This window comes from Bacillus sp. 2CMS4F, assembly GCF_023161785.1.
Taxonomy (GTDB): domain Bacteria; phylum Bacillota; class Bacilli; order Bacillales; family Bacillaceae; genus Bacillus; species Bacillus halotolerans.
In genome coordinates this window covers 110,285-134,962 of sequence record NZ_JALNTO010000007.1, presented here as the reverse complement: position 1 = coordinate 134,962, position 24,678 = coordinate 110,285, and the positions used below count along the sequence as shown (strand labels likewise).

At 46.5% G+C, this 24,678-nt stretch carries 22 protein-coding genes and 1 pseudogene; 10 read left to right on the top strand and 13 right to left on the bottom strand.

From position 1 onward, the window contains the following. Positions 1-168: 168 nt before the first annotated feature. Positions 169-2,853 (top strand): S8 family peptidase, encoded by a 2,685-nt coding sequence (locus tag MTN95_RS12355; protein WP_248338326.1) that lies wholly within the window; start codon positions 169-171, stop codon positions 2,851-2,853. Positions 2,854-2,882: 29 nt separating this feature from the next. Here MTN95_RS12355 and MTN95_RS12350 read toward each other — a convergent pair whose 3' ends face one another. Further along, the gene (locus MTN95_RS12350; RefSeq protein WP_202853472.1) at positions 2,883-3,440 is read right to left on the bottom strand and encodes a DUF2777 domain-containing protein; all 558 of its coding nucleotides are present in this window, start codon (positions 3,438-3,440) and stop codon (positions 2,883-2,885) included. Positions 3,441-3,614: 174 nt separating this feature from the next. Here MTN95_RS12350 and asnB point away from each other — a divergent pair, with 174 nt between their 5' ends. Continuing rightward, positions 3,615-5,459, top strand: coding sequence for an asparagine synthase (glutamine-hydrolyzing) (gene asnB, locus MTN95_RS12345; RefSeq protein ID WP_105953764.1), 1,845 nt, complete (start codon positions 3,615-3,617; stop codon positions 5,457-5,459). 134 nt (positions 5,460-5,593) lie between these two features. Here asnB and MTN95_RS12340 read toward each other — a convergent pair whose 3' ends face one another. Further along, the gene (locus MTN95_RS12340) at positions 5,594-6,073 is read right to left on the bottom strand and encodes a DinB family protein (RefSeq protein ID WP_248338322.1); all 480 of its coding nucleotides are present in this window, start codon (positions 6,071-6,073) and stop codon (positions 5,594-5,596) included. A 286-nt stretch (positions 6,074-6,359) separates the two neighbouring features. Here MTN95_RS12340 and MTN95_RS12335 point away from each other — a divergent pair. After that, a pseudogene (locus MTN95_RS12335) lies at positions 6,360-7,189 on the top strand (phytoene/squalene synthase family protein). Positions 7,190-7,217: 28 nt separating this feature from the next. On the opposite strand, the gene MTN95_RS12330 reads toward MTN95_RS12335, so the two are convergent. Further along, the gene (locus tag MTN95_RS12330; protein WP_059293074.1) at positions 7,218-8,585 is read right to left on the bottom strand and encodes an MATE family efflux transporter; all 1,368 of its coding nucleotides are present in this window, start codon (positions 8,583-8,585) and stop codon (positions 7,218-7,220) included. 123 nt (positions 8,586-8,708) lie between these two features. On the opposite strand from MTN95_RS12330, the gene MTN95_RS12325 reads away from it, so the two are divergent. The 3 genes from MTN95_RS12325 to iolX all read left to right on the top strand — a co-directional run bounded on the left by MTN95_RS12325 (position 8,709) and on the right by iolX (position 11,844). Continuing rightward, a complete protein-coding gene (locus MTN95_RS12325) occupies positions 8,709-9,572 on the top strand; it encodes an AraC family transcriptional regulator (RefSeq protein ID WP_095713660.1) in 864 nt (287 codons plus the stop codon). Between the two features lie 17 nt (positions 9,573-9,589). Then, complete coding sequence (locus MTN95_RS12320; protein ID WP_105953813.1) at positions 9,590-10,612, top strand: LacI family DNA-binding transcriptional regulator; 1,023 nt, start codon at positions 9,590-9,592, stop codon at positions 10,610-10,612. Positions 10,613-10,815: 203 nt separating this feature from the next. Further along, positions 10,816-11,844: a scyllo-inositol 2-dehydrogenase gene (iolX, locus tag MTN95_RS12315; protein WP_227598286.1), complete on the top strand. Its 1,029-nt coding sequence runs from the start codon at positions 10,816-10,818 to the stop codon at positions 11,842-11,844. Between the two features lie 51 nt (positions 11,845-11,895). On the opposite strand, the gene MTN95_RS12310 is transcribed toward iolX, so the two are convergent. Continuing rightward, positions 11,896-12,405, bottom strand: a complete 510-nt coding sequence (locus MTN95_RS12310) for a DinB family protein (protein WP_024120862.1) — start codon at positions 12,403-12,405, stop codon at positions 11,896-11,898. A gap of 56 nt (positions 12,406-12,461) precedes the next feature. After that, a complete protein-coding gene (locus MTN95_RS12305; RefSeq protein ID WP_105990563.1) occupies positions 12,462-13,070 on the bottom strand; it encodes a LysE/ArgO family amino acid transporter in 609 nt (202 codons plus the stop codon). A gap of 118 nt (positions 13,071-13,188) precedes the next feature. Here MTN95_RS12305 and pdxR point away from each other — a divergent pair, with 118 nt between their 5' ends. Next, positions 13,189-14,646 (top strand): MocR-like pyridoxine biosynthesis transcription factor PdxR, encoded by a 1,458-nt coding sequence (pdxR, locus tag MTN95_RS12300; RefSeq protein ID WP_248338320.1) that lies wholly within the window; start codon positions 13,189-13,191, stop codon positions 14,644-14,646. Position 14,647: 1 nt separating this feature from the next. On the opposite strand, the gene MTN95_RS12295 is transcribed toward pdxR, so the two are convergent. Then, positions 14,648-15,286, bottom strand: coding sequence for a pentapeptide repeat-containing protein (locus MTN95_RS12295; protein WP_202853476.1), 639 nt, complete (start codon positions 15,284-15,286; stop codon positions 14,648-14,650). Positions 15,287-15,494: 208 nt separating this feature from the next. Here MTN95_RS12295 and MTN95_RS12290 point away from each other — a divergent pair, with 208 nt between their 5' ends. Further along, a complete protein-coding gene (locus tag MTN95_RS12290; protein WP_248338318.1) occupies positions 15,495-16,298 on the top strand; it encodes an alpha/beta fold hydrolase in 804 nt (267 codons plus the stop codon). Positions 16,299-16,324: 26 nt separating this feature from the next. On the opposite strand, the gene cysC is transcribed toward MTN95_RS12290, so the two are convergent. The 3 genes from cysC to MTN95_RS12275 all read right to left on the bottom strand — a co-directional run bounded on the left by cysC (position 16,325) and on the right by MTN95_RS12275 (position 18,935). Further along, positions 16,325-16,924, bottom strand: coding sequence for an adenylyl-sulfate kinase (cysC, locus tag MTN95_RS12285; RefSeq protein WP_105953754.1), 600 nt, complete (start codon positions 16,922-16,924; stop codon positions 16,325-16,327). After that, positions 16,921-18,090, bottom strand: a complete 1,170-nt coding sequence (sat, locus tag MTN95_RS12280; RefSeq protein ID WP_227598282.1) for a sulfate adenylyltransferase — start codon at positions 18,088-18,090, stop codon at positions 16,921-16,923. Before sat ends, cysC begins: the two co-directional genes overlap by 4 nt. Positions 18,091-18,224: 134 nt before the next feature. Further along, positions 18,225-18,935 carry a phosphoadenylyl-sulfate reductase gene (locus MTN95_RS12275; protein ID WP_202853478.1) on the bottom strand — a complete coding sequence of 237 codons (711 nt, stop codon included), beginning with the start codon at positions 18,933-18,935 and terminating at the stop codon, positions 18,225-18,227. Between the two features lie 200 nt (positions 18,936-19,135). Between MTN95_RS12275 and MTN95_RS12270 the strand changes: the two genes are divergently transcribed. Both MTN95_RS12270 and MTN95_RS12265 read left to right on the top strand, forming a co-directional pair. Further along, positions 19,136-19,819 carry a 2-phosphosulfolactate phosphatase gene (locus tag MTN95_RS12270; protein ID WP_248338316.1) on the top strand — a complete coding sequence of 228 codons (684 nt, stop codon included), beginning with the start codon at positions 19,136-19,138 and terminating at the stop codon, positions 19,817-19,819. Beyond that, positions 19,816-20,574, top strand: coding sequence for a phosphosulfolactate synthase (locus MTN95_RS12265; RefSeq protein ID WP_105990569.1), 759 nt, complete (start codon positions 19,816-19,818; stop codon positions 20,572-20,574). Before MTN95_RS12270 ends, MTN95_RS12265 begins: the two co-directional genes overlap by 4 nt. Before the next feature lie 45 nt (positions 20,575-20,619). Here MTN95_RS12265 and MTN95_RS12260 read toward each other — a convergent pair whose 3' ends face one another. The 4 genes from MTN95_RS12260 to MTN95_RS12245 form a co-directional block, all read right to left on the bottom strand. After that, positions 20,620-21,249, bottom strand: a complete 630-nt coding sequence (locus tag MTN95_RS12260; RefSeq protein WP_010333695.1) for a YitT family protein — start codon at positions 21,247-21,249, stop codon at positions 20,620-20,622. Between the two features lie 95 nt (positions 21,250-21,344). After that, complete coding sequence (locus MTN95_RS12255) at positions 21,345-22,460, bottom strand: mandelate racemase/muconate lactonizing enzyme family protein (protein WP_248338314.1); 1,116 nt, start codon at positions 22,458-22,460, stop codon at positions 21,345-21,347. An 8-nt stretch (positions 22,461-22,468) separates the two neighbouring features. After that, positions 22,469-23,737 carry an MFS transporter gene (locus tag MTN95_RS12250; protein WP_044156438.1) on the bottom strand — a complete coding sequence of 423 codons (1,269 nt, stop codon included), beginning with the start codon at positions 23,735-23,737 and terminating at the stop codon, positions 22,469-22,471. A gap of 89 nt (positions 23,738-23,826) precedes the next feature. Then, positions 23,827-24,678: a GNAT family N-acetyltransferase gene (locus MTN95_RS12245; RefSeq protein WP_248338312.1), complete on the bottom strand. Its 852-nt coding sequence runs from the start codon at positions 24,676-24,678 to the stop codon at positions 23,827-23,829.

Here is a 24,678-nt window from a genome sequence, read left to right as displayed (position 1 = left end):
AGAAAAAGCTTGAACCCGGTTCTAAAGAGAATCGGGTTTTTTTTATATGGTTCCTCCCTGATATTCCAAATCATTTAAAATAACCTTAAAATTCCCTGTAAGCGGTATCTCGGCCTATGAAATTATGATACTCTTCAAAAAGATTCATTATTTTACAGGAGGGATAACATGAAACGAAGAAAATTCAGCTCTTTTTTGGCGGCAGTGCTCATTTTCGCACTGATCTTCAGCCTTTTTTCTCCAGGCACCAAAGCAGCTGCTGCCGGAACCATTGATGTAGCCGGTGTGCTGGAAAAAGGCAAAGAACAAACGGGAACCATGAAGGAACCGGAGCAGGCGAAATGGTATCAAGTGAATCCTGGAAAGGCAGATATTCAGAAAGACTCGCATATGGCACTGACTGTTAAGAGTGATGCTGTTCTGAATGTATCTGTCTATTCAAGCAAGGAAAAAGCGCTTAAAGATGAGACGTTTGACATGTACCGTTCCTACACAGCAGAGGATGGAAAGAGCGAAATTGTTTTTCCTTATGCATGGAGCGGCCCTTACTATGTAAAGGTTGAGAACCTTGGGGAAGAGGAAACGGAAGACGGAGGAAGCGCAGAAGCAGCTGCCGAAGCCAAATATACGATTGGATATACAGGCACCAAAAAACAGCCCTCAGATCTGGAAGAGGAAGAAGCCTGCCCGGTGGAAATGAGTGTCGATCAGAAAAAATCGGGAAAAGGCATTCTGGCAAAGCTGAGAGCGATTCGTGATGAGCAGCTCAGCCAAACAGCAGAGGGCAAAGAACTGACAAGCCTTTACTACAAAGCGGCTCCATTTATTGCTGCAAAACTCGCACTCAATAAAACAGAGAGAAATGAAGTCTATCAAGATCTTGTAACGTTAAAACCGATGTTTGACGATGTGTCAGAAAATGGCGCAGCGTCTGCATATAAGGTAACCGAAAAGGATCAAAAAGCAATCAATCGGTTATACGAAACGGCTTTACAATCTGTTCCGTCTTTCCTGAAAGGGGATATAAAGAAACAGGCGGAGCGATTAAACATCACAAAGCTTGAAGGCAAGACGGCAGGAGCGGTTTTATCTGAAAACAGCCTGGCGGCAAAAAGCGAAGCTCAGACAACAAAGGTGATTTTTAAGGTAAAAGACAATAAAAGCCTCTCATCAGTACATAACGAAATGAAGGGCTTTTCTGCCAGCGCGCAATCGAAACAAGACATTTCCAATGTGAAAAAGGCAAAGAAACTGTTTGACAACCTCTACTCTTTTGAACTGCCGAAGGATCAAAAGCAAAGCGGGACATACACGGCAAGCGCAAAACGTGTGAAAAGCGCTGCCGCGACATTATCCAAAATGTCTAACGTAGAATTTGCTGAACCGGTTCAGGAATACAAAAGCCTGTCTAACGATGTTCAGTACTCTTACCAGTGGCCGCTTAGAAACAATGGTGAAAACGGCGGCATCAAAAATGCAGATGTCAAATATGAGCCTGCCAGCACATTGCTGTCCAAGCGCAAGCTGAACGATACATTGATTGCGGTTGTGGACACAGGTGTAGACAGTACGCTTGCTGATTTAAAAGGGAAAGTAAGAACCGATCTGGGACACAATTTTGTGGGACGGAATAACTATGCAATGGATGATCAAGGGCATGGAACGCATGTCGCCGGCATTATCGCCGCCCAAAGTGATAACGGCTATTCCATGACTGGCCTGAACGCCAAAGCGAAAATTATACCGGTTAAGGTGCTTGATTCAACAGGCTCCGGAGATACTGAACAAATTGCCCTCGGCATCAAATACGCAGCTGACAAAGGAGCAAAGGTCATTAACTTAAGCTTAGGCGGAGGCTACAGCCGCGTGCTTGAATTTGCTTTGAAATACGCGGCTGACAAAAACGTCCTGATTGCGGCAGCCAGCGGAAATGACGGAGCCAATTCCTTATCTTACCCAGCTTCCTCTAAATATGCCATGTCAGTCGGAGCGACGAACCGCATGGATATGACAGCAGACTTCTCTAACTACGGGAAAGGTCTCGACATCAGTGCGCCGGGTTCTGATATCCCGAGCTTGGTGCCGAACGGAAATGTGACGTACATGAGCGGAACGTCCATGGCGACGCCTTATGCTGCAGCTGCGGCAGGGCTGCTGTTTGCGCAAAATCCGAAGCTTAAAAGAACAGAAGTAGAGGATATCCTGAAAAAGACAGCGGACGATATTTCCTTTGAAAGTGCCGATGGTGAAGAAGAGGAAATGTATGACGATAATGGCGATCCAATCGAAATTCCCCGCATTCCAGGAGTTGACTGGCATTCCGGATACGGCCGGCTGAATGTGATGCAGGCTGTCAGCGCTGTTGATTTACAGGTGAAGGTCAATAAGCTGGAAAGCACGCAAACAGCCGTCAGAGGAAAAGCGAAAGAAGGCACGCTGATCGAGGTGATGAGCGGCAAGAAAAAACTCGGCAGTGCCAAAGCGGGAAAAGACGGTACATTTAAAGTCAGCATCCCGACTCAGAAACAAGATAAAGTCCTGCATGTGAAAGCCACTAAAGGCGATGCAAAAACATCCTTACAAGTGGTTGTCGTGAAAGGAAAACCATCCGGCACACCGAAAGTAAAGGCTGTCAAAACGAAAGACACAGCAGTAAAAGGCACGGCCAACAGCAAAGCGGTGATCAAAGTGAAAAACAAATCGAAAAAAGTGATCGCCTCTGGTAAAGCTGACGCAAAAGGTGCCTTTACAGTAAAAATCAAAAAACAAAAAGCCGGTACGGTGCTGTACGTCACGGCAGCTGATACGGATAAAAAAGAAAGCAAGGCTATAAAGGTTGTTGTAGAAAAATAAAGAAAAAGCGGTGCCGCAGCACCGCTTTTTTATTTGCGTCCCCGCTGGACCGCTGAATACATAATAGAACGTTTTCCATCGGAAGCCGTCCATTCGAACCGGTCGCCAGCGGTTCCTCTGCTGTAATGGTGCTGCAGCGCGCATTGGGCGTTATCATTTGAAAAGTGATAAAAGGAAACACCCTGTTCCTCTGAGATATTCGAAAAGACCTCTTTATTATAAGAAAACACGCAATCGAATACCGATAAACCAAAGCTGTGCAAATGCTGTAAAAAAGCGAGAAAGGTTTCATCATCCAGCGAATCCAGAAGCGTCATAAGCGGACGTTTTACCGATTTTTCATAGCGTATGCATTCTCCGCCGGAAAGGGAGATGTCTTCTCCGCAACATGTCAGAACCATTTTGTCCTGGAAATCGGCCTGCTCCCACTTCCCTTCGCGCTGAATCCAGATCGGTCTGTTTTGAAGACTTTCCGCCAGCAGCACATCACCTTCCTGGTTTTCGATTAAGCATATGCCGTCTTCGATCAGAATGGTGCCGTATTCCCATTTCTGTTCATCTTTATATAGAAATTGTTTTCGTTTCATAAATGAAGTGCTCTCCTTTTTTCTTCGTTCCTCTCTTTTCTTTCCAATACAAGCCTGTCCCATACAACTCTTTTGTGGACAAATCAACTATCTGTCTATAGATGCATAAACTTACTAAGGTGCTGAAAGAAACGAATTTGATACCGAAAGAAACGGGATTGGAGCTGATATCACATGTGTGGAATTACGGGTTGGGTCGACTTTAAAAAGCAGCTCGTCCAAGAAAAACAAACGATGAACAGAATGACAGACACTCTTTCCAAACGGGGGCCTGATGATTCTAACGTTTGGGGAGAGCACCATGTTTTATTCGGACATAAAAGGCTTGCGGTTGTTGATATTGAAGGCGGACGCCAGCCGATGGCATGCACCTATAAAGGGGATACGTACACAATTATTTACAATGGTGAGCTGTATAACACGGAAGATCTGCGCAAAGAGCTGCGGGCGCGGGGCCATCAGTTCGAGCGGACATCTGATACCGAGGTGTTGCTGCACAGCTACATTGAATGGCAGGAGAATTGTGTGGATCGCTTGAACGGCATTTTCGCCTTTGCCGTGTGGGATGAAAAGCGTGATCTGCTGTTTGCGGCGAGAGACCGTCTTGGCGTGAAGCCGTTTTTTTATACGGAGCAAGGCTCTTCTTTTCTCTTCGGATCAGAACTCAAAGCCATCCTCGCACACCCCGAGGTGAAGGCGCGGGTGGACAGAACGGGTCTCTCGGAAATTTTCGGGCTCGGACCGTCCAGAACCCCGGGGACAGGCGTGTTTAAAGGCATTAATGAAGTCCGTCCGGCCCATGCGCTGACGTTTTCTAAAGACGGACTGAACATATGGCGTTATTGGAATGTCAAAAGCGAGAAACATACGGACAGCTTTGAAGACAGTGTGGCCAATGTGAGATCGTTGTTTCAGGATGCGGTGACGCGGCAGCTAGTGTCGGATGTTCCGGTTTGTACGTTCCTATCCGGCGGACTTGATTCGAGTGCGATTACCGCCATTGCCGCAGGCCATTTTGAAAAGGAAGGAAAAGCCCCGCTTCATACTTATTCGATTGATTACGAAGAAAACGACAAATTTTTTCAAGCGAGCGCCTTTCAGCCGAATGACGACGGGCCGTGGATTGAAAAAATGACAGAGGCTTTCGGCACGACGCACCATAAATGCGTCATCAGCCAAAAAGATCTCGTCGATCATTTGGAGGAAGCCGTTCTGGTCAAAGACCTTCCGGGAATGGCTGACGTCGACTCGTCCCTATTATGGTTTTGCCGTGAAATCAAAAAGGACTTTGTCGTCAGCCTGTCAGGAGAATGCGCGGATGAGATTTTCGGCGGATATCCGTGGTTCCATACAGCAGACGTTGAGTCCGGTTTTCCGTGGATGAGATCAACTGAAGAGCGGGTGAAGCTGCTCTCCGATACGTGGCAGAAAAAATTGAATTTGAAGGAATACGTACATGCAAAATACGAAGAAACCCTGGCCGAAACGCCGTTATTAGACGGTGAAACAGGTGAGGATAAAGCAAGAAGACAGCTGTTCTATTTAAATATGCTTTGGTTTATGACCAATCTTTTGGATCGGAAGGATCGCATGAGCATGGGGGCGAGCCTTGAGGTGCGGGTGCCGTTTGCAGATCATCGGCTCGTTGAGTACGTCTGGAATATCCCATGGGAAATGAAAATGCATGACAACCGGGAAAAAGGCATTTTGCGAAAAGCGCTTGAAGGCATTTTGCCTGATGAAATCTTATATCGTAAAAAAAGCCCGTATCCGAAAACGCACCATCCTGAATATACAAAAGGCGTCAGCGAGTGGCTGGAAGCGATCAGGAGCCAAAAGGACTCCGTGCTCCATACCTTGCTGGACAGAAACCAATTGGATCAGCTTTTAGAGACGGAAGGCTCCTCCTTTCAGGTACCATGGTACGGTCAGCTGATGAAAGGACCGCAGCTGATCGCCCATCTTGCCCAAATTCATACATGGTTTGAGGCGTATCGGATTGATATTGACGAGAGGTAGGTTCTATTTTAAAAGCCGGAGATGTATAGATTAAAATAAGAAAGGATAGATGGGCAGAGAAATTATGCTCTATCTATCCTTTTTTTTACAACAGCAATATCGAAGTGTTGTTGCGCCAAAGTCCCCACGTTCCTTCAATATGAATGAATAGGTTTTAATGTTCTGCCGATAAAACTAGCTGATACTGGGCTTAACTTTAATTCCCTAGCCCATACAGAAAGTTGACCAATATGGTGGATTTCGTGAGCGATTATATGGTGTAATATTTCATCTCGCGTATATAGAACATCTTTCTCCCAAGGAACGCTTACAAGTTCATCTTTTATTAGCTCTGAATGTGTTTCTAAAACATCAATAATTTCAGTTCGGAATGTATTTGAGAGGGATTTCACTTTATCGAGTGTATGATAATCAGCGAACTGAACAACGATATCTTCTTTTCCTTGGATAGCACGAACCCAACTATATTCCACGTCAATAATATGAAAAAGGGTATATAAAATATTCTCTACCCCGCCAAGATGGTTTTTAAGTAACTCTTCAGTGCTTAGTTGATGACACCAAGTAAACCATTGATCTCTAACCTGCCAGTTATATTCAAAAAATTTTATCACTGAACTCACTCCATTACTATAATGTATTAAATAACAATTAGCCCTTTTTTTCGTGATTCCTCTTTTATTGAAGCAGTGATTGAGAAGTGTTTAATCTCTATCTGTTGTATGGCATTAAAAATAAAAAAGCATATCTCGTTGATGGTCCTGTTCAGACTAGGCATTCGAGGTTTATATGATTGAAGCAGCATGTTGCGCATTTTTCATTCTTGTTACTTTTACAAAGTAAGAATCGGCTTTTTCTTCATATACAATTAGGAGAAAACATAATAGACTTGAAGAAGCAGTGATACATAGGAGTGAAAAGAAATGAAAGAGATAAAAGAAGCTTATCAGCAGTGCGGACAGATTGTCAGCGAATACGCGCCAGCCTGTTTCCGGGCATTCTCATTTCTCCCGCTGAAGCAAAGACAAGCTGCTTGGGCTGTTTTGGCGTTTTGCCGTACGGCAGCCAGTGCAGATGAGAAGGCGATACCTGTATTTGAAGCTGAAGCTGAACATGTTTTTCAAAGGGCAAGTAACGGGAAACACGATTTGTGGAAAGCGTTCGACCATGCGTATCAGACATTTACATTAGACAGCGAGCCTTTTCGGGAGTTCCTTGCCGCAAAGAAAGATGAATCGAAGACGCATGAAACCCTTGATGAACTGCTCATGGACGCATATCAGACGGGCGGAAACGCGGGATTGATGCTGCTGCCGATGCTGACGCGCCGAAATCAAGATCAGCTCAAACAAGCAGCGGTCTCTCTCGGCTTGGCCATACAGCTGATTCGAATTTTAAACAATCTCGGAACGGACCAGCATCAAAAAAACCGCATTCCCCGTCAGGTGATGCAGCAATTCGGCTATACAGAAGACGATCTCCAAAAAGGCATCGTCAATAAAGCGTTCACGATGACGTGGGAGTACATCGCTTTTGAAGCGGAGGCCTACCTTGAAGAGTGCCTGGATGCCCTGCCGATTTTCCCTCAGTATTCTCAAAAAGCGGTAAAAGCTGCAGCTCAGCTGTACCGAGCCATTCTGGAAAAAATCCGAACGGAGCAGTACAACGTATTTGGACACAAGCATGCCTTAACAGACAGCGAAGCAAAAATGATTCTGTCCGAGCTGTAAAAAAACACCCGGCTTGTTCTGCCGGGTGTTACGCCATACCTTTTTGAATCCAGATCCGTGAGCGCCATCTTCTGTACATTAAGATTCCCCGCACCCATTCGTCCGCGATAAAAGAAATCCATACGCCGGCAAGCCCGAAACCGAGATGAATGCCGAATAGATAAGCAAGCGGAAGGCCGATGCCCCACATGGAAATCATCGCCATGTAGACCGGGAATTTCGCATCCCCCGCGGCGCGCAGAGAGTTAATAATAATCACATTAAATGAGCGGCCCGGTTCAAGGATGATGGTCATCGCAATCAAAAGGCTTGCGGTAGCAATAATATCAGGGCTTTGTGTGAAGATGCCGATAAGGTCTTTTGAAAAGATTGTCATCAAAACAGATGTGGCCGCAGCAATTCCGAGCGCCCAATACAAGCTTTTCATGCAGCGCTCATATGCGGCATCGAACTGTTTGCCGCCGATATAGCGGCCGATTAAAATTTGTGTGCCTTGGCTGATCGCAGTCCCGAATAGCAGAATAAACATCGTAATATTTTGCGTATACACTTTGGTTGTTAAAGCCTGCGCCCCCATGATGGCAATAAAATAAGTGACAATCATTTGCGAAAGGTTATAAGAAAGCTGTTCGCCTGCTGAAGGAATGCCGATTTTCAGCAGCTTGCGCAAATGGTCTTTATGCATATGAAATACTTTTTTCAACGACATCTTCAGCTGAATGCGTTTGTTTACAATGACAATCATCGCGATTAATCCGATGACACGCGCGATAGATGTGGACATGGCAACACCCGCTACGCCGAGAACTGGAAAGCCGAACAGGCCAAAAATGACAACAAAGTTTCCGGCAATGTTTAAAATGTTCATGCCGATTGTGACAAACATTGTATCCTTTGTGTAGCCATAGCTTTTTAAGATCGCGCTGAATGTCATGATTAAAGCCTGAATAAAGGACAGACCTCCGACAACTTGTAAAAAGACTTTAGCGTCAGGCATCAGCTCATTTGATAATCCCATCATATGAAGCAGAGGAACTGCCGCAAAAAAGATGAGAGCGCTGATCGCAAGGCTGATGAAGAAGTTGGCTGCGATTGACACATAAGCGACTTCCATAGCTTCTTTCTTTTTCCGGGATCCTAAAAATTGTGAGATGACAACAGTTGTTCCTGTTGCGATAAAACTGAACATCACGATAATTAAATTCAAAATCTGGTTGCTGACGCCGACTGCCGCCACACTGTTATCTGAGTATTGGCTGAGCATCAGTGTATCAGCATTACCCATAAACATATATAATGAGACCTCAATAAAGATCGGCCAAGTAAGCGAAAATAATGAGAACGATTTGTCAGCGGGTTTTTTCAAAGCAGTTGATTTGAAGACAGCTTGTTTCATAGTGTCTAACCCCTTTCGTAAATAAAATCAACGTTTTAAAGTGTACCTCCATTTCCTTATAATAAAAAGGGAGAGAAACGATACTTCTTGCAAAAATCCGACTTAAAAAGGAGGGTGATCAAATTGCCTCGCATCCTGTTTACAGTCCCGCCTTTCCCGGTGTTTATCGCAGCCGGAGAAGGGGTTTTTAAAAAAGGAGAAACCCATGTCAAACGCGTTTTTTCTGTATTTGATCTGATATACGTCAAGCAGGGGACGTTATATATCACTGAAAATGAAAAATCGTTCTCTGTTGAAGGGGGCGAATATATCTTGCTTTCTCCCGGTCTTGAACACTATGGGACAAAGGGCAGTGATGAAGCGACCTCCTATTATTGGCTTCACTTTGATGAACATCAATATGAATTTACCGCAAAAGGGGGCAGCAATTGGGCAGAGCTTCAGCAGGAAAAGGGGAGCTTCGAGGAGCCAGCCCGCTACGGGCTCGCATTGCCGAGAAAAGGCAAGGTGCAGCGCCCGCAATTTATGGCGCAGCAGTTTGAAAGGCTCATTGATTACTCCGCAGAAAACTCCGATTTGCCGCTCAGAAAACAAATCTTGTTTGAAGAGCTGATGCTGCATCTTCAAAAGGAGGCGTTTCAAATTCCGTCTGCAAAAGAGCGGGTGGCATGGGAGGCGGCCCGATACTTACAGGAGCATTATAAGGAGAAAACGACAATCAAGGATCTGTCGCTCGCCCTGCACTATAATCAGGATTATGTGACCCGCTGCATGCAGCAAGTGCTTGGTGTCACGCCGGGCCAATACACAAATCGGGTAAGAATGACTGAAGCAAAGCGTCTTTTATCCTCGACAAATGATAAAATGGGCGTCATCGCGGAAACGATTGGAATGGAGGACCCGACATACTTTTCAAAGCTCTTTAAGCAAATTGAAGGCATTTCACCAATTGAATACCGGAAAATTGTCAGCCGGAAAGTTCAATAAGCAGACGAGGGATGAAGATGAAAACGACAATTTACGATGTGGCGAGAAAGGCGGGTGTCTCGATCACGACCGTATCGCGCGTCATTAACCATACGGGCCGGATCAGTGACAAAACAAGGCAAAGGGTCATGAATGTGATGAAGGAAATGGAGTACACGCCCAATGTCCACGCCGCTGCTTTAACGGGAAAGCGGACCAATATTATCGGCCTTGTGACGCCTGATATTTCAAACCCGTTTTACGGCGAGCTCGCGAAAAGCATAGAGGAAAGAGCGGATGAGCTTGGTTTTCAGATGATCATTTGCAGTACCGATTACGATCCGAAAAAAGAAACGAAATATTTTTCTGTCCTAAAGCAAAAAAACGTAGACGGCATCATTTTTGCGACAGGAATTGAGAATCATGACAGCATGTCAGCTTTAGAGGAAATCATTAGCGAACATATCCCGCTCGCCATGATTTCTCAGGATAAGCCCCTTCTTCCGATGGATATCGTTGTGATGGATGATGTTCTCGGCGGGTATGAGGCTGCCAAGCATCTTTTGTCACTGGGCCACACGAGGATTGCCTGCATTGTGGGTGACGGGTCAACGACAGGTGAAACAGACAGAATCAAAGGATTCCGGCAGGCGATGGGGGAAGCGAATGTGCCGGTCGATGAGTCGCTGATCGTTCCGACACGCTTCTCTTTGGAGAGCGGAAAGGAAGAGGCGGGACAATTGCTGGACAGGGATAGGCCAACGGCTATTTTTGCTTTTAACGATGTATTGGCCTGTGCCGCCATTCAGGCGGCGAGAATAAGAGGCATCAAGGTTCCGGATGACCTGTCCATCATCGGGTTTGATAACACCATCCTTGCTGAAATGGTCGATCCGCCCCTGACAACGGTAGCCCAGCCGATTAAAGAAATGGGGCAGCGCGTCATTGAACTGCTGGCGGAAGAAATCGAAGGAAAACGAAAGGCAAAACAAAAAATAGTGTTATCACCCGAGCTAGTGATCAGACATTCTACATCACCCTTCAAGAAAAGAATCCGATAATGCAGCGGGTTCTTTTCTTTTTGACAGCGAAGGCGAAAAAGATATTGCATGGGAAGAAAGGACATTGTAAAATGAAATCACCTTTTGAGAAAGCGCTTGCGCAAAAATATATCGGCCAAATAGTGGATGAACCGCTATTTTTTTAATCATTCCGGTAAAGCGCTTTCATTAGGCGGTAAAAAGGAGACTAAGGAGATGAGGACATGGGAAATCGAGTAAGATGCGCGGTATTAGGGTTAGGGAGACTGGGATACTATCACGCAAGAAACCTTATGACCAGCGTTCCGGGAGCTGAGCTTGTCAGTGTCGGTGATCCGATGACAGAAAGAGCCGAGCAGGTCGCTAAAGAATTCGGGCTTGAAAAATGGTCGGATGATCCGCATGAGATTTTAGCAGATTCCGAGATTGATGCAGTGGTCATCGTAACGCCGACAAGCACACATGGGGAAATGATCATCAAAGCGGCGGAAAACGGCAAGCAGATTTTCGTTGAAAAACCGCTGACATTAAACCTTGAGGAATCAAAATCAGTTTCTGAAAAAATAAAAGAGACAGGTGTCATCTGCCAAGTCGGTTTTATGAGGCGTTTTGATCCTGCATATGGGGATGCGAAACGGCGGATAGACGCGGGAGAGATCGGCAAACCCATCTATTATAAAGGCTTTACACGCGATCAAGGGGCGCCACCCGCTGAGTTTATCAAACATAGCGGAGGGATCTTTATCGACTGTTCCATCCATGATTACGATATTGCCCGTTATTTGCTCGGAGCGGAGATCACTTCTGTTTCCGGACACGGCCGGATTTTAAACAACCCGTTTATGGAACAATACGGCGATGTTGATCAGGCGCTGACGTATTTAGAGTTTGATTCCGGCGCAGCGGGAGACGTCGAGGCAAGCAGAACCTCTCCATACGGCCATGACATCCGTGCAGAAATTATCGGGACAGAAGGCAGTATTTTCATAGGGACATTGAGAAACCAAAATGTGACCATCCTGACCGCTAAAGGGAGCAGCTATGAGATCATCCCAGACTTTCAAACTCGTTTTCATGAAGCCTACTGCTTAGAACTGCAGCATTTTGCAGAGTGCGTCCGGAATGGAAAAACACCGATTGTGACAGATGTCGATGCGACGATCAATTTAGAAGTCGGCATCGCCGCGACCGATTCGTATCGAAGCGGCAGGCCTGTACAGCTTGATGTGGAGCGTGCTTATACAGGTATGTAAAAGTTAATAGGTTCCATTTGAGGCTGTTCCGCCAAAAAAAGCAAGGACAGTTTAGCCCTTGCTTTCTCTTTTCTCATATAAATAGTACATATAATCAGTAGGTACTCCTGAATGGCCCAGCTGTCTTAGCATGGCCGTCACGTTCCCTCTGTGATAAGTGCCGTGATTGACGACATGCAGGATGGTGTCTGCATAGGTTGATTCCAGTGTACCGAGTTTCGGATGCTGCATGGAGAAGGTCTGTTCTAAGTCCGTCTGGCGGCTGAAGAAATGATGATACTGTAATTCCAACTCGGAAGCGTGCTGTTTAATCGCTGCCATATTGCCATGCGCGGACTCGAATTTGCCTGTGCCGTCTATAATCTCTTGGTAGTCCACTCCCGAAAGAACGTTCAGCCATATGTAGTCAGCCCTGCACATATGAAGCAGTACGTCACTGACTGAAGGGAATACGCTCTTTACTTCTTGATAAGCAGTTTCCTCCGGCAGGTGTTCGATATGGTTCAAGATTCGCTTGTTCGCCCAGGAATGGTAGTCATAAAACTGTTTAGCGTCAGTCACAAACATCGCCCCCTTTTCTAAATACAATTCGATGTTTAGGCTGTGGTTTCCTCCAGTTAACGAAAGATCGAGAACAAGAAATAGACGGCGGCAGCCCACATTACCACCGCAGAACATTTGTTTACGATCAACATAAGCCTGCCGCTCGTATCTATCGTCTGAAACAGCCGGCCCGCTATCGCAAGACTGATAAACCAAATCCAAGACACAGCGATGCAGGCGGCCATAAAGAGCCATTTCTCAAGCCCTGAATACTGCAAAGAGCTTGTACCGATGACGCCGACAGTGTCTAAAATGGCGTGCGGGTTTAACAGAGACACGGCTGCGGCAAATGCGGCTTGTTTCTTTGCTGTGAATATATTGTTTTCTTTGTCATCCGTTTTCGGACGGCTGTTCCATGTTACCCAGCCCATGTAAATGAGAAACAAAAATCCCACGGCCATCATTCCCGTCTCAAAAACAGGCACCTGATGCACAATGACAGATACACCCGCAACCGCTAACACAATGAGCAGGGTATCGCAGACAGAAGCACTGATGACGGCTGGCAGCGCCAGCCAAATATGCCTTTGCCACGCTCCCTGCTGAAAAATAAACACATTCTGCGCCCCCAGCGGCAAAATTAAGCCGAAGGCCAGCACGATTCCGTGAATCATTGCATTCATGCTGAAAAAACTCCTTTCACATCTGTTTTTCTCATAATAATAGAGAAGATTTTACATGTCTCCGGCCATTTGGTTGGTTTTAAAACCATCCAAATGTATAATGTGAAAAAAAGGGGGCTTGACGTTGTCACATTGGCAGCCAAGCCGTGAATCGGACATTCCGCTTCATCGGCAAATCGAACAATATATAAAAGAAAAAATTCTCCATGGCGAGTGGGCTGTAGGGACGAAAATTCCGTCACAAAGAACGCTGGCGGATATGTTTCAGGTCAACCGAAGCACAGTGACATCGGCGATTGATGAACTCACGTCTCAAGGTCTGTTAGAGGGGAGAAGAGGCGGCGGCACAAAGGTAGTAAACAGCACATGGAGCGTGCTTGCGTCAGCTCCGCCACTTGATTGGAGCACCTATGTCCGCTCAGGGATTCATCATCCCAATTCTTCTATCATTCAGGATATCAATAAAAACGAGGCGCGAGCGGATATCATTCGGCTGGGGACGGGAGAGCTTTCACCAGAGCTGCTGCCGGCTGAAACGATGCGCAGGATGTTTCAGCAAATCAATCCGCATGTTCTGTCTTTAGGATACGAACAGCCGAAAGGAAATATAGATCTGCGGGAGGCGGTGGCTGAGCATTTAAAAACAAAGCATATCAATGTGTCACCTTCAGCCATTTTAATTGTATCCGGCGCACTGCAGGCGCTCCAGCTCATTTCGATCGGGCTTTTAAAGCGGGACTCAGTCATTTTGACAGAAAAACCTTCCTATCTTCACTCTTTGCATGTTTTTCAATCCGCAGGGATGCGGCTTCGCGGTTTGCCGATGGATGAAGAAGGAATGCAGGCGGGGTTGATTTCAGCTTACCGGAAGCAATACGGGGGCCAGCTGCTTTACACGATCCCGTCGTTTCATAATCCGACTGGCATTGTCATGTCAGAGAAGAGAAGGGAAGAGGTTGTCAGTCTGTCAAAAAAAGAGCAGCTGCCGGTCATTGAGGATGATGCGTACGGTGATTTGTGGTTTGAAGAACAGCCGCCGCTGCCGTTAAAGTCGATGGATCAGGAAGGCAATGTCCTGTATCTCGGCACGTTTTCGAAAACAGTAAGCCCCGGTCTTCGAATCGGCTGGCTGGCCGGCCCGGAACCAGTTATTGAAAGGCTGGCTGACATTAAAATGCAGACGGATTACGGATCGAGCGGCCTCTCTCAATGGGCCGCGGCGCGATGGCTGTCACAAGGATATTATGAAGAACACCTCGCTTGGGTAAGAAAGGAGCTGAAGAAAAGGAGAGACGCGGCACTTCAGTTTCTTCAGCAGTATGCAGGAGATATTGCCGAGTGGCGCATCCCAGCCGGCGGCTTTTATATATGGGTCACATTCCATAAACAACTGCCTGTCAGGCAGCTGTTTATGGAATTATTGAAACAGCAGGTGCTGGTGAACCCCGGTTCCGTTTATGACGGCGATGACCGGCGCAGCATTCGGCTGTCGTATTCCTATGCGTCTCTTCAGGATCTGAAAATCGGCATCAAGGCGGCTGCAGATACAGCCCGCCGCCTGATGACGCAGGCTTAAGCTAGACGATGACAGCTCCCAGCGCTCTCGCAAAGGCCATTGCGTGCTCCGGAGCAATTTTGCAGCCCTTTAATTTGTCTAGTGAGACATGGATCTGTTCAAACCGGCAGGAGCTGATGTCCACGTTTTGAAGTGACGTACCGGTAAAGTTGGCGCCCTCCAGTTCGCACGCATCAAAGTGTGTCTGCTGGAGCGCCATGCTGCTGCATTCACTTTGCAAAAGGACACAATGATGAAACAGAACGTGTTTCATATTCGAATAATAAAATGAACTGAATTGCCCGTGACATTCCTCGAACGACACATTCCGCAGCGTTGAGTCCGCCAAGTTCATCCCGACCATTTTCGATTGCTTCAATAAAGTTCTGTGCAGAACAGCCCCGCTGAAATCAGCGTTCGATAAATCGCATTTTTCGAAAATCACATCTGTCAGCTCAATAAAACGGAAGGAAACATCGATAAACACGACATTCCGAAATACGGTTTTTTCAATACAAAGCCTGTCTATGTCTTCACCGGAAATTGAACAATCTTCAAATAAATGCATGCTGATCACATCATCTGTTGCAGCCGTTTCATGAAAATCGGCGGCTTGCAGGTTTTCTGGTACGTACGGTTTTTGAATCGCTGTTTTATTCATCATTTGACATCCTTTACATTCCTGAATGACCTAAAACCATCAGGATCAATTTCATAGATCGTTTCCGCGGATTGATACATATAGTAAAACGTGAAGAGCCTATTCTGGGTGCTGCAGCCCGCTTGTTTTGTAAGCATAAATGCAAAGCTTCCCGCACGTCAAGGCGTTTACAAGACGGGAAAGGAAAAGGGAACAGGAGGAATGTGAAGTGGGGCATTACGTAAAAACTGAGGAGCATGTGACACTGTTTGTGGAGGATATCGGGCATGGAAGGCCTATTATCTTCTTGCATGGCTGGCCGCTGAATCATAAGATGTTTGAATATCAAATGAATGAGCTGCCGAAAAGAGGTTTCCGTTTTATTGGCATCGATTTTCGGGGCTACGGTGATTCCGACCGCCCGTGGGAAGGCTACGATTATAATACGATGGCAGATGACGTGAAGGCCGTTATTTATACGCTGCAGCTTGAGAATGCGATTCTCGCCGGCTTTTCGATGGGAGGTGCGATTGCGATCCGTTACATGGCAAGGCATGAGAGCGCCGATATCGATAAACTGGTTTTATTGTCAGCGGCCGCGCCAGCATTTACAAAGCGCCCGGGCTATCCGTACGGCATGAGGAAACAGGACATTGATGACATGATTGAACAATTCAAAAGCGATCGGCCGAAGACGCTTGCTGACCTGGGAAGACAGTTTTTCGAGAAACAAGTTTCTCCGGAGTTCCAGCAATGGTTCCAGAATCTTTTGCTGGACGCTTCCTCTTACGGAACGATTCACTCAGGCATTGCGTTAAGAGACGAGGATCTCAGAAAGGACCTGGCGGAAATCAAGGTGCCGACACTCATCCTGCACGGCAGAAAGGACAAAATCGCTCCGTTTGATTTTGCCAAAGAATTAAAACGCGGCATAAAGCAGTCGGAATTGGTTCCGTTTGAATACAATGGGCACGGGCTCTTTTATGAGGAAAAAGAAAAAATAAACAGCCTGATTGCGCAGTTTGCTAAATAAAAAAACCCGATCAAATGTCGGGTTTTTTAAATGATGCCTTTGTGCTGCAATTCTTTGATGATCAAATCAGCTCCATCCGCAATGGACGTTTGGTCAGATTCAATGATCAAATCGGGAGAAAGAGGCGCTTCATAGGGAGAATCAATCCCCGTGAAATGTTTAATGTCGCCGTTGCGCGCTTTTTTATAAAGACCTTTCGGATCCCGCTGTTCACAAACCTGGAGCGGGCATTTCACATAAATTTCGAGAAATTCTCCATCGGGAAACAGCGCTCTGACCATATCCCGATCCTCTCTGAACGGAGAAATAAAGGCTGTTAAGATCATTTGGCCGCTATCGACAAACAGCTTTGCGACTTCCCCGATCCGGCGGATGTTTTCGATTCTGTCCCCAGTCCGAAAGCCGAGATCTCGATTCAATCCGTGGCGGATATTATCGCCGTCAAGGACATAACTCTGAATTCCCATGTGATAGAGCTTTTCATCTACGGCATTGGCGAGCACTGATTTTCCTGAGCCGGACAGACCGGTAAACCAAAGGGCGCAGCTTTTATGTCCGTTTAAGCTCTGTCTGTCAGATTTTTGGATCACCGCTGGATGCCAAACGATATTCGGGTTGTGTGTCATTCTGATCCCCCGCTGTTTCTCTGAATGGCAACAGGCTGCTGATGGAGCCCTTTTATCAGCACGCTTGCAACCTCGGGCCGGCTGAATTCTTTCGGCGGCTTTTTGCCTTGGCGGAGAAGCTCTCTCACTTTGGTGCCTGATAAATGGATGTGATCTCTCGCGCTGTGCGGACACGTTTTGGAGGTGCCCATATTTCCGCATTTCCGGCAGTAAAAGCTATGCTCAAAAAACAGCGGCTTGATGCCCAGCTCTTCTTCAGTGAATGATTTGAAAATGGTCTGTGCGTCGTACGTTCCATAATAGCTGCCGACACCTGCATGATCGCGTCCGACGATAAAATGGGTGCAGCCGTAATTTTTGCGGACGAGCGCATGGAAAATCGCTTCACGCGGTCCGGCATACCGCATGGCGGCAGGGAACACCGATAACATCACCCGATCCTTTGGATAATACTGGTCAAGCAGTACTTGGTAGCTTTCCATTCTGATATCACTCGGAATATCATCTGATTTCGTTTCTCCTACTAGCGGATGAAGCAGCAGACCGTCGACGGTTTCCAACGCTGTTTTTTGAATATATTCATGGGCTCTGTGAACGGGATTCCGCGTCTGAAAGCCGACAATTGTTTTCCAGCCGAGCTTTTCAAAGGCCGGTCTCGTTTGTGCCGGCGCTGCATAAAACTGTTCGAAGGACTTATCGGGAAGGCGGCTGACAAGGATAGGCCCTCCAATATAAAAGTCCGGACGCTCCAGCAGTTTTTTTACTCCGGGGTGGGCGGGATCGTTTGTTTTATAAACAGACAGCGCTTCCTGTGTTTTATCTGGCTGATAGATATCGGTCACTGTCATCATGCCGTACGTCACGCCGTGTTTCACAAGCTTCACGTGATTTCCGACAGACAGCTGTTTTGCTGTTTCTTCGCTGACAGGCAGCGTAATAGGCAGACTCCACGGCAAACCGTTCGCCAGCCTCATCTCTTTCACAACGGAATGATAATCTTTTTCTCCCAAAAAACCTGTTAACGGGCTGTAGCCGCCGATCGCGATAAGCTCGAGGTCGCTCAATGCCAGCTGATCAAGCTCAGCTTCGCAAGTGCAGCCATCAAAAGTGCATGCGGGATCGAAGCGGTTGATTAACACCCCTCCATGGGGCTCGATTGCATTCACGTGCTTAACCTCCATCTTTGCGTTTTACATTGTTTTTTAATAGTCTGCCATTTCTTCGCTGGACGGGCTTTCTCATCAATAGAAAATGTAGATTGAAACCTGCCGGCGCTTCCATTCTCACGACATACGGTCTTTCATTCCTGGTGCAGACCGCATTCAGTTTTCTCGCGTCCGGCCCATCTTCCCGCTCTCTCATCATTTGGGTTTGAAGAAGGCAATGTGCACATTTCACAGCCTATGCTCGGGTAATTTTGATCGTGCAGTTTGTTATAAGGCAAATTGTGGAGCCGGATGTACGTCCAAACATCATCCCATGTCCAGTGAATGAGCGGACAGATTTTAATAAGCTTAAATTTGTGATCCTGGTTGATGAATTGAATATGCTTTCTCGTCGGCGATTGCTCCCGGCGCAGACCTGAAATCCAAGCTGTCATGCCTGATAAGTGTTTTTGCAGAGGTGCGATTTTCCGTAATTGACAGCAGAGATTCGGGTTGTGTTTCCATAATTCATCGCCGTATTGCGCCGCTTGTTCTTTTAAGTTCAGCTCGGGTTCAAGCAGCTGGATCGTAAATGCCGGGTATTTTTGTTTGACGGCTTCGATCAGCTCATATGTTTCCTGAAAATGGAGCCCTGTATCTAAAAAGATGATGTGCGCATGTTTGTTGATCTTTGAAATTAAGTCGAGAAGCACCATCCCTTCAGCGCCAAAGCTGCATGCATACACGATCTTATCCCCGTATGTTCTATAAGCCCATTTCAATACATCGAGCTCATCGATCAATTGGTCCGTCATCTCTTTTGCCAGCGTTTCGTTCCATGTGTCAAACGTAATGTGTTCGTTCAATATTTTCCCCCCGTTTTGCATCTGTCTGTTTTTTATCTATTGATCGAGTTATAGGCAGACTATTCACTTTTGAGATAAAGGTTCAGGGTTTTTAGGTGTGCGGCTGCCTAAAATGAGGAGACGTAGGCGCGGCGGAACCAATAAGAGACCAGCTGAATATGCTTTTTAGCAAAATGGTTTTATGCCCAAGGAGAGGTATTATGCCGATTACCATTTATCAGGGGCATCATCATTCACTTGCCCCGGCAGATATCAATATCGTTATTGACGTCATTCGAGCCTTTACCGTGGCCCATTTTGCTTTTATCGGCGGGGCGAAAGAAATTCTCTTGGTCCGGACAACTGAGGAAGCCTTCAAGTTGAAAGAAACCTATCCGGATTATGTATTAACAGGAGAGGAAAAGGGGGTCGGAATCAAAGGATTTGATTTGGATAATTCTCCAAAGCGTATGGCAGAGCAGGATATGGCGGATAAGCGGCTGATCCAGAAAACGACAAACGGCGTCACAGCGGCGTTAGGAGCGCTGAAGGCCAGGCATCTTTTTGTGACCGGATTTTCTAATGCCAGAACAACAGCGGAATATGTGAAAAAGCACGCTGCAAAAGATTGTGTGCTGAACATTGTGGCTTCCCATCCGTCAGGTGATGATGATATGGCGTGTGCGGAATATATCAAAAGCATTATAGAAGGGACGAATGGTGCGGCCGCTGAAGTGATTGAAAGAATCAAAAACTCATCCGTTGCGGAGAAGTTTTTTGACAGCGGCCAGCCGTTATTTGAACCGGAAGACATTGCGTACTGTACAAAAGAAATAATGGGCGACTTCGTGATGAAAGTAAAACAAGAAAGAGAAGTTCCAACGATAGAGAGGGTCATGATATGAATGATTTTTCACTAGAATTGCCAGTGAGAACAAGTAAACCGAGAGAAAACGGACAGACCATTTTAATCGACAACGGCTACCCCTTACAGTTTTTCAAAGATGTGATAGGCGCGGCATCCGACTATATAGATTTTGTGAAATTCGGCTGGGGCACTTCATTACTTACGAAAGACCTTGAAGAAAAAATCAGCTCCCTGAAAGAGCATGACGTGAAGTTTTTCTTCGGCGGCACGCTGTTTGAGAAATATGTAAGCCAGAATAAAGTCAACGAATTTCATCGGTACTGCACTTACTTCGGGTGCGAATATATTGAGATTTCAAACGGCACTCTCCCGATGACGAATAAAGAAAAAGCGGCTTACATTGCTGATTTTTCTGATGAATTTCTTGTGCTCAGCGAGGTGGGCAGCAAGGATGAGGAAGTATCAAGCTGCCAGTGCTCTGAGGAATGGCTTGAGTATATTCTCGAAGATATGGAGGCAGGCGCAGAGAAAGTGATTACGGAAGCAAGGGAAAGCGGGACAGGGGGGATCTGTTCCAGCAGCGGAGATGTCCGGTTTCAAATCGTTGATGATATCATTTTGTCGGATATTGATATCAGCCGAATGATATTTGAAGCACCAAACAAAACGCTCCAGCAAGGTTTTATTCAAAGGATCGGGCCGAATGTCAATCTGGCGAATATCTCATTTCATGATGCGATTGCTCTGGAGACTTTGCGCTTGGGGTTAAGATCCGATACCTTTTATTTATAAAACAGCGGCTGCGGGGCTCTCTGTATCGGGAGAGCCTCTTGCCTATTATTTTTTATGACGGTACATAGGCGTAAGTATGGGAAGAGAGGTCAGGCGGATGTTATAGATGAAGTCGATGACTCTTGTTGATATCACTTGGCAAATCAGAGCTTGAATCACAATGCCCCAGGCAATAATTGATGCGGTAATCATAAAAATGATGCAATTCATAATGAGCAAGATGGTTCCCGGGTTTCCGCCCCGGTAAATTGAGATCATAAGAGCAAGGGCTCCAAACCCTCCGTTAGAAATTTTATATTTGTATAAAAGTCCGATGCCGAGTCCTAATAAAACAGCGCCGCTTGCCAAATCAAGCCACAGGTTTGAGGTGATGTCCGGAAAAATGACATCGAAGATCAATACCGATACAGAGGTGACGGTAATCGAGGCGAGAGTGCCGGTGAATGTTCTCATCTCCAGCCATTTTAAAGCAGTGAAAAGCATTGACACATTCACAGCCCATACCGAGAAGCCGTGGGGAATGTGAAACAAATGGTGCAATAAGACCGCAATACCTGCCGCCCCGCCTGTCGGAATATCATGCGGAAATAAAAATAAGGACATGCCGAGTCCCTGTAATACACCGCCTGTGACAATCATAAACGTGAGTTTTGCTTTCATCAGCAGTTCAGCCATTAAGTCATTTGCTCCTTTATGAAAAGACTTGTCCGCTGTTACCATTTTATGAGGCTGTCCATGATTTATGTCTATAAATAAAGGGATAGTACAGCTTAAAACGCTGAACCATCCCACATATACCGATTGATGATCTCCATATTGATTTCTCTGCCGATCCCTGTTCCTTTCGGGAGGTGTACGATTCCTTTTGAAGGCTGAAGGCTGATCAGTTCTGTAAAAGGATTCTCCATTACGTCCCACTCAATCGGTTCAATTTGGTCGTTCTCCATTTTTGACCACGGAGGCAGACAGGCCTGCGCAAATAAAGCATAAAGCCGGGAAAGAGCGCCGTCATAGGCATGGGCAGACGCTCTCACACCGAAATAACGCGCGAGCTGGAGGCAGTCGCGAAACTCATCAATTCCATTGACATGCATGACATCAGGCTGAATAATATCCAGGCAGCGCTGTGAGAGGAGAGGCGCAAATTGTGCCGCGCCTTTCATATTTTCTCCGCCGGCGACAGGAACGGATAAACGGCTCCGCAGCAAAGTGTAATCCTGCGGCTGGTCAAAAGGCAGAGGCTCTTCCAGCCAGCTGATATTGGCCCATTTCAAAAAAAGACGCTCCCACTTTAAAGCTGCTGCTGTATCGTAGCTTTGGTTTGCGTCCAGAATAATAGAAACAGAGCTGCCGGCCGTGTTTTGCAGGGCAGTGATATGCCGCACATCTTCCTCAAAGGTTGTCCCGCCGATTTTGACTTTGATTTGATTGAAGCCCTGTTTCAATTGAACTTCAACATTCGTAAGCGAGCTGCTGATCCATTGCGGATGGTCTGAATATGATTGGAAAGAGGCATATACAGGGAGTTCTTCTCTGTACCGTCCGCCCCACATGTCGCATACGGAACAACCTGCCGCTTTTGCCGCAATCTCCGTCAGTGCCATACTTACAGCCGATGCCGCCCGCTGATGCCATTTTTTGATTGTGTGCACTAAAGGCAGGCGGCTGCCTGCCTGTTTACCTAAGAGATAGGGAATGATTCGTTTTGTGAAACCGACATGCAGGGCCGGGAGCCAATCCGCGCACTCTCCCCAGCCGTCAATGCCGCTTTCTGTGATAATTCTAATCAGATAGCATGTCCGGTATTGTTTAAATCCGTTTGCATCTCCGTAAGGTTTCTCTAATCGGTGAAAGAGCGGAAAGGTCTCGATCCGTTCGATTTTCAAACCGGACGCTACCTTTCCTCAGCCGGCTGAAGCCGATTGCCGTTCATTGCAGGCTCTTCTTTTTCATTTGTCTCGTCTTTATTTTGTTTGACATGAATCAGCGTAAGCACAAGAATGCCGACAACCAGTGTCAAACCCGCAATGCTTAAGAACATGCCGGGTCTTGACCACTGCATCAAGCGCCCGAAAATAGGAGGCCCGATCGCCACCCCCAGAAAACGCACTGATCCGTACAGCGATGTCACAAAACCCCGTCGTTCTTTGCCGACAGCGCCTGTGATAAAGCTGTTTATACAAGGAAGGACAAGGCCTGAACCGATACTGCTCAGCACGAGAACGCTGATAAACAGGACGAGATTTTCAATGAATGACAGTGCCGCGTAAGACACAGTCATAAACGCTAAACCGATGACGATCAGTTTTTTCATTAACGATTGCTTTTGTCCGATTTTGCTGCCCGTCGTATAGGATGTCACACACATGACCAAAAGGGGAATCGCCAAAATCAGCCCTTTTTTGACGCCGTCTGTATCGTATGTTTTTTCCAGTACGTCTGATAGGTAAAACAAAATGCCGAATAAGGTAAACAAACAGGTAGCCCCGGCTAAATAAGCGGTAAACAGCCATCTGCCTTCATGCTTAAATACACTTAACAGCCCTTTTGCATATTTTCCGATAGGAGGCGGTTCTTTTTCTTTTTCCTTTTCTTTAATAAAAATCCAAGTCAGCACGATTGAAATGATACAAAACACAGGAAAGGCAAAAAATGCGCCATACCAAACGATCAGGGCGATAAGTGAGCCAATAATCGGCGATAGAACTTTCCCCATTCCGTTTGACGCTTCAACAAGGCCGAGCACTCTGCTTTCCTGTGCGCCTTTAAATAGGTCCGCTGACAGCGCCATCGCAATCGGTCCCGTTCCGGCTGCTCCGATACCCTGAAGAGCCCGGCCAGCCATGACCCACGGATAAGCATTGTCAAAAAAACCTGCCGCAAACCCGGCCAGCAATCCGCCTGCTCCATACAAAAATAAGCAGGGAATAATGATGATTTTCCGTGAAAACCGGTCTGCGAGATAGCCGACAATCGGAATCGCAAACGCCGCAATCAGGGAAAACACCGTGATCACGAGACTGACTTGAAATTGGGATAAATGAAGTTCAGATTTCATTTTTGGCAGTATGGGAATAAGCATAGAGTTTCCAAGGGTTAATATTAAAGGGATTGAACCGATAGCTACAATCGTCATTCCGTTATTTTGTTTTGATGTTTCCATCTCAAAGCACACTCCTTTTCTTCTGCTTAGAGTGTCCCTGAAGGCATTAAAAAAACCGAACAGAATCTTCCTGTTCGGGTAAAAAAGGGTTAACCGAGCGCTTGTGAGATGACAGCGAATAATTGTCTGTTTCGTGCAGGCAGCGTCTTTTTTTGGTACATCATAAGCGGGGGCTCATCGTCTAAGTGAAAGCCCATTGCTTCCAGGCTGTCATGCAGCAACGGGCTTTCCCCAGGCACGTCGATTCGGATGGGTCCTTGTTTTCCTGCGGCCAGCCTGTTGACCAATACAGCAGCGAGACCCGGTGACGGTGCGATAAGCGGGCCTAATTTCAGATTGGCCGGTGTTTGTGCAGATAAGCCATAGCCAATGAATGTGCCTTCATTATTTCTGGCAATTACACATTCTGCTGATTGGGAGATCAAATGATGCAGAAGTGCTGCTCTGTCTCCGCCAAAGGCGGCTTGATCAGCCGCGATTAATTCCGGAAAATCCTTTTCTGTAAAAGATGTCAGTTCAATGCCGTGCTGCTTTGTAAGCGGCTTGAAGCTTTGACAGCTGTATTTGCGGATTGAACCCGCTGTTTGAAAACCAGCTTTTTCATAAAGCGGCAAACCTTCCTTCGTGGCGCAAAGCATGATGGCGGTGTTTTCATCGACTTGGCTGATACATGCGTTCACCATCCGCCGCCCCAGGCCTCGCCGTTTGTACTCGTTGTCGACGATAACGAGTCCGATAGAAGCAAGTCGGCCATACAAAAACAAACCGATGCAGGAGATGATGTCTTCTTGGCTGTTTTGATACCCGAAGAAGCGTCCATGTTTTACAAGCAACTGCAGCTCTCGCTCGCTGTAATCCGGCCACCCGGCTTGCCGGGACAGACGCAATAGGCCGGGCACATGTTTTTCAGTAAGCTGAATCAGCTCAATCGCTGAATGCAT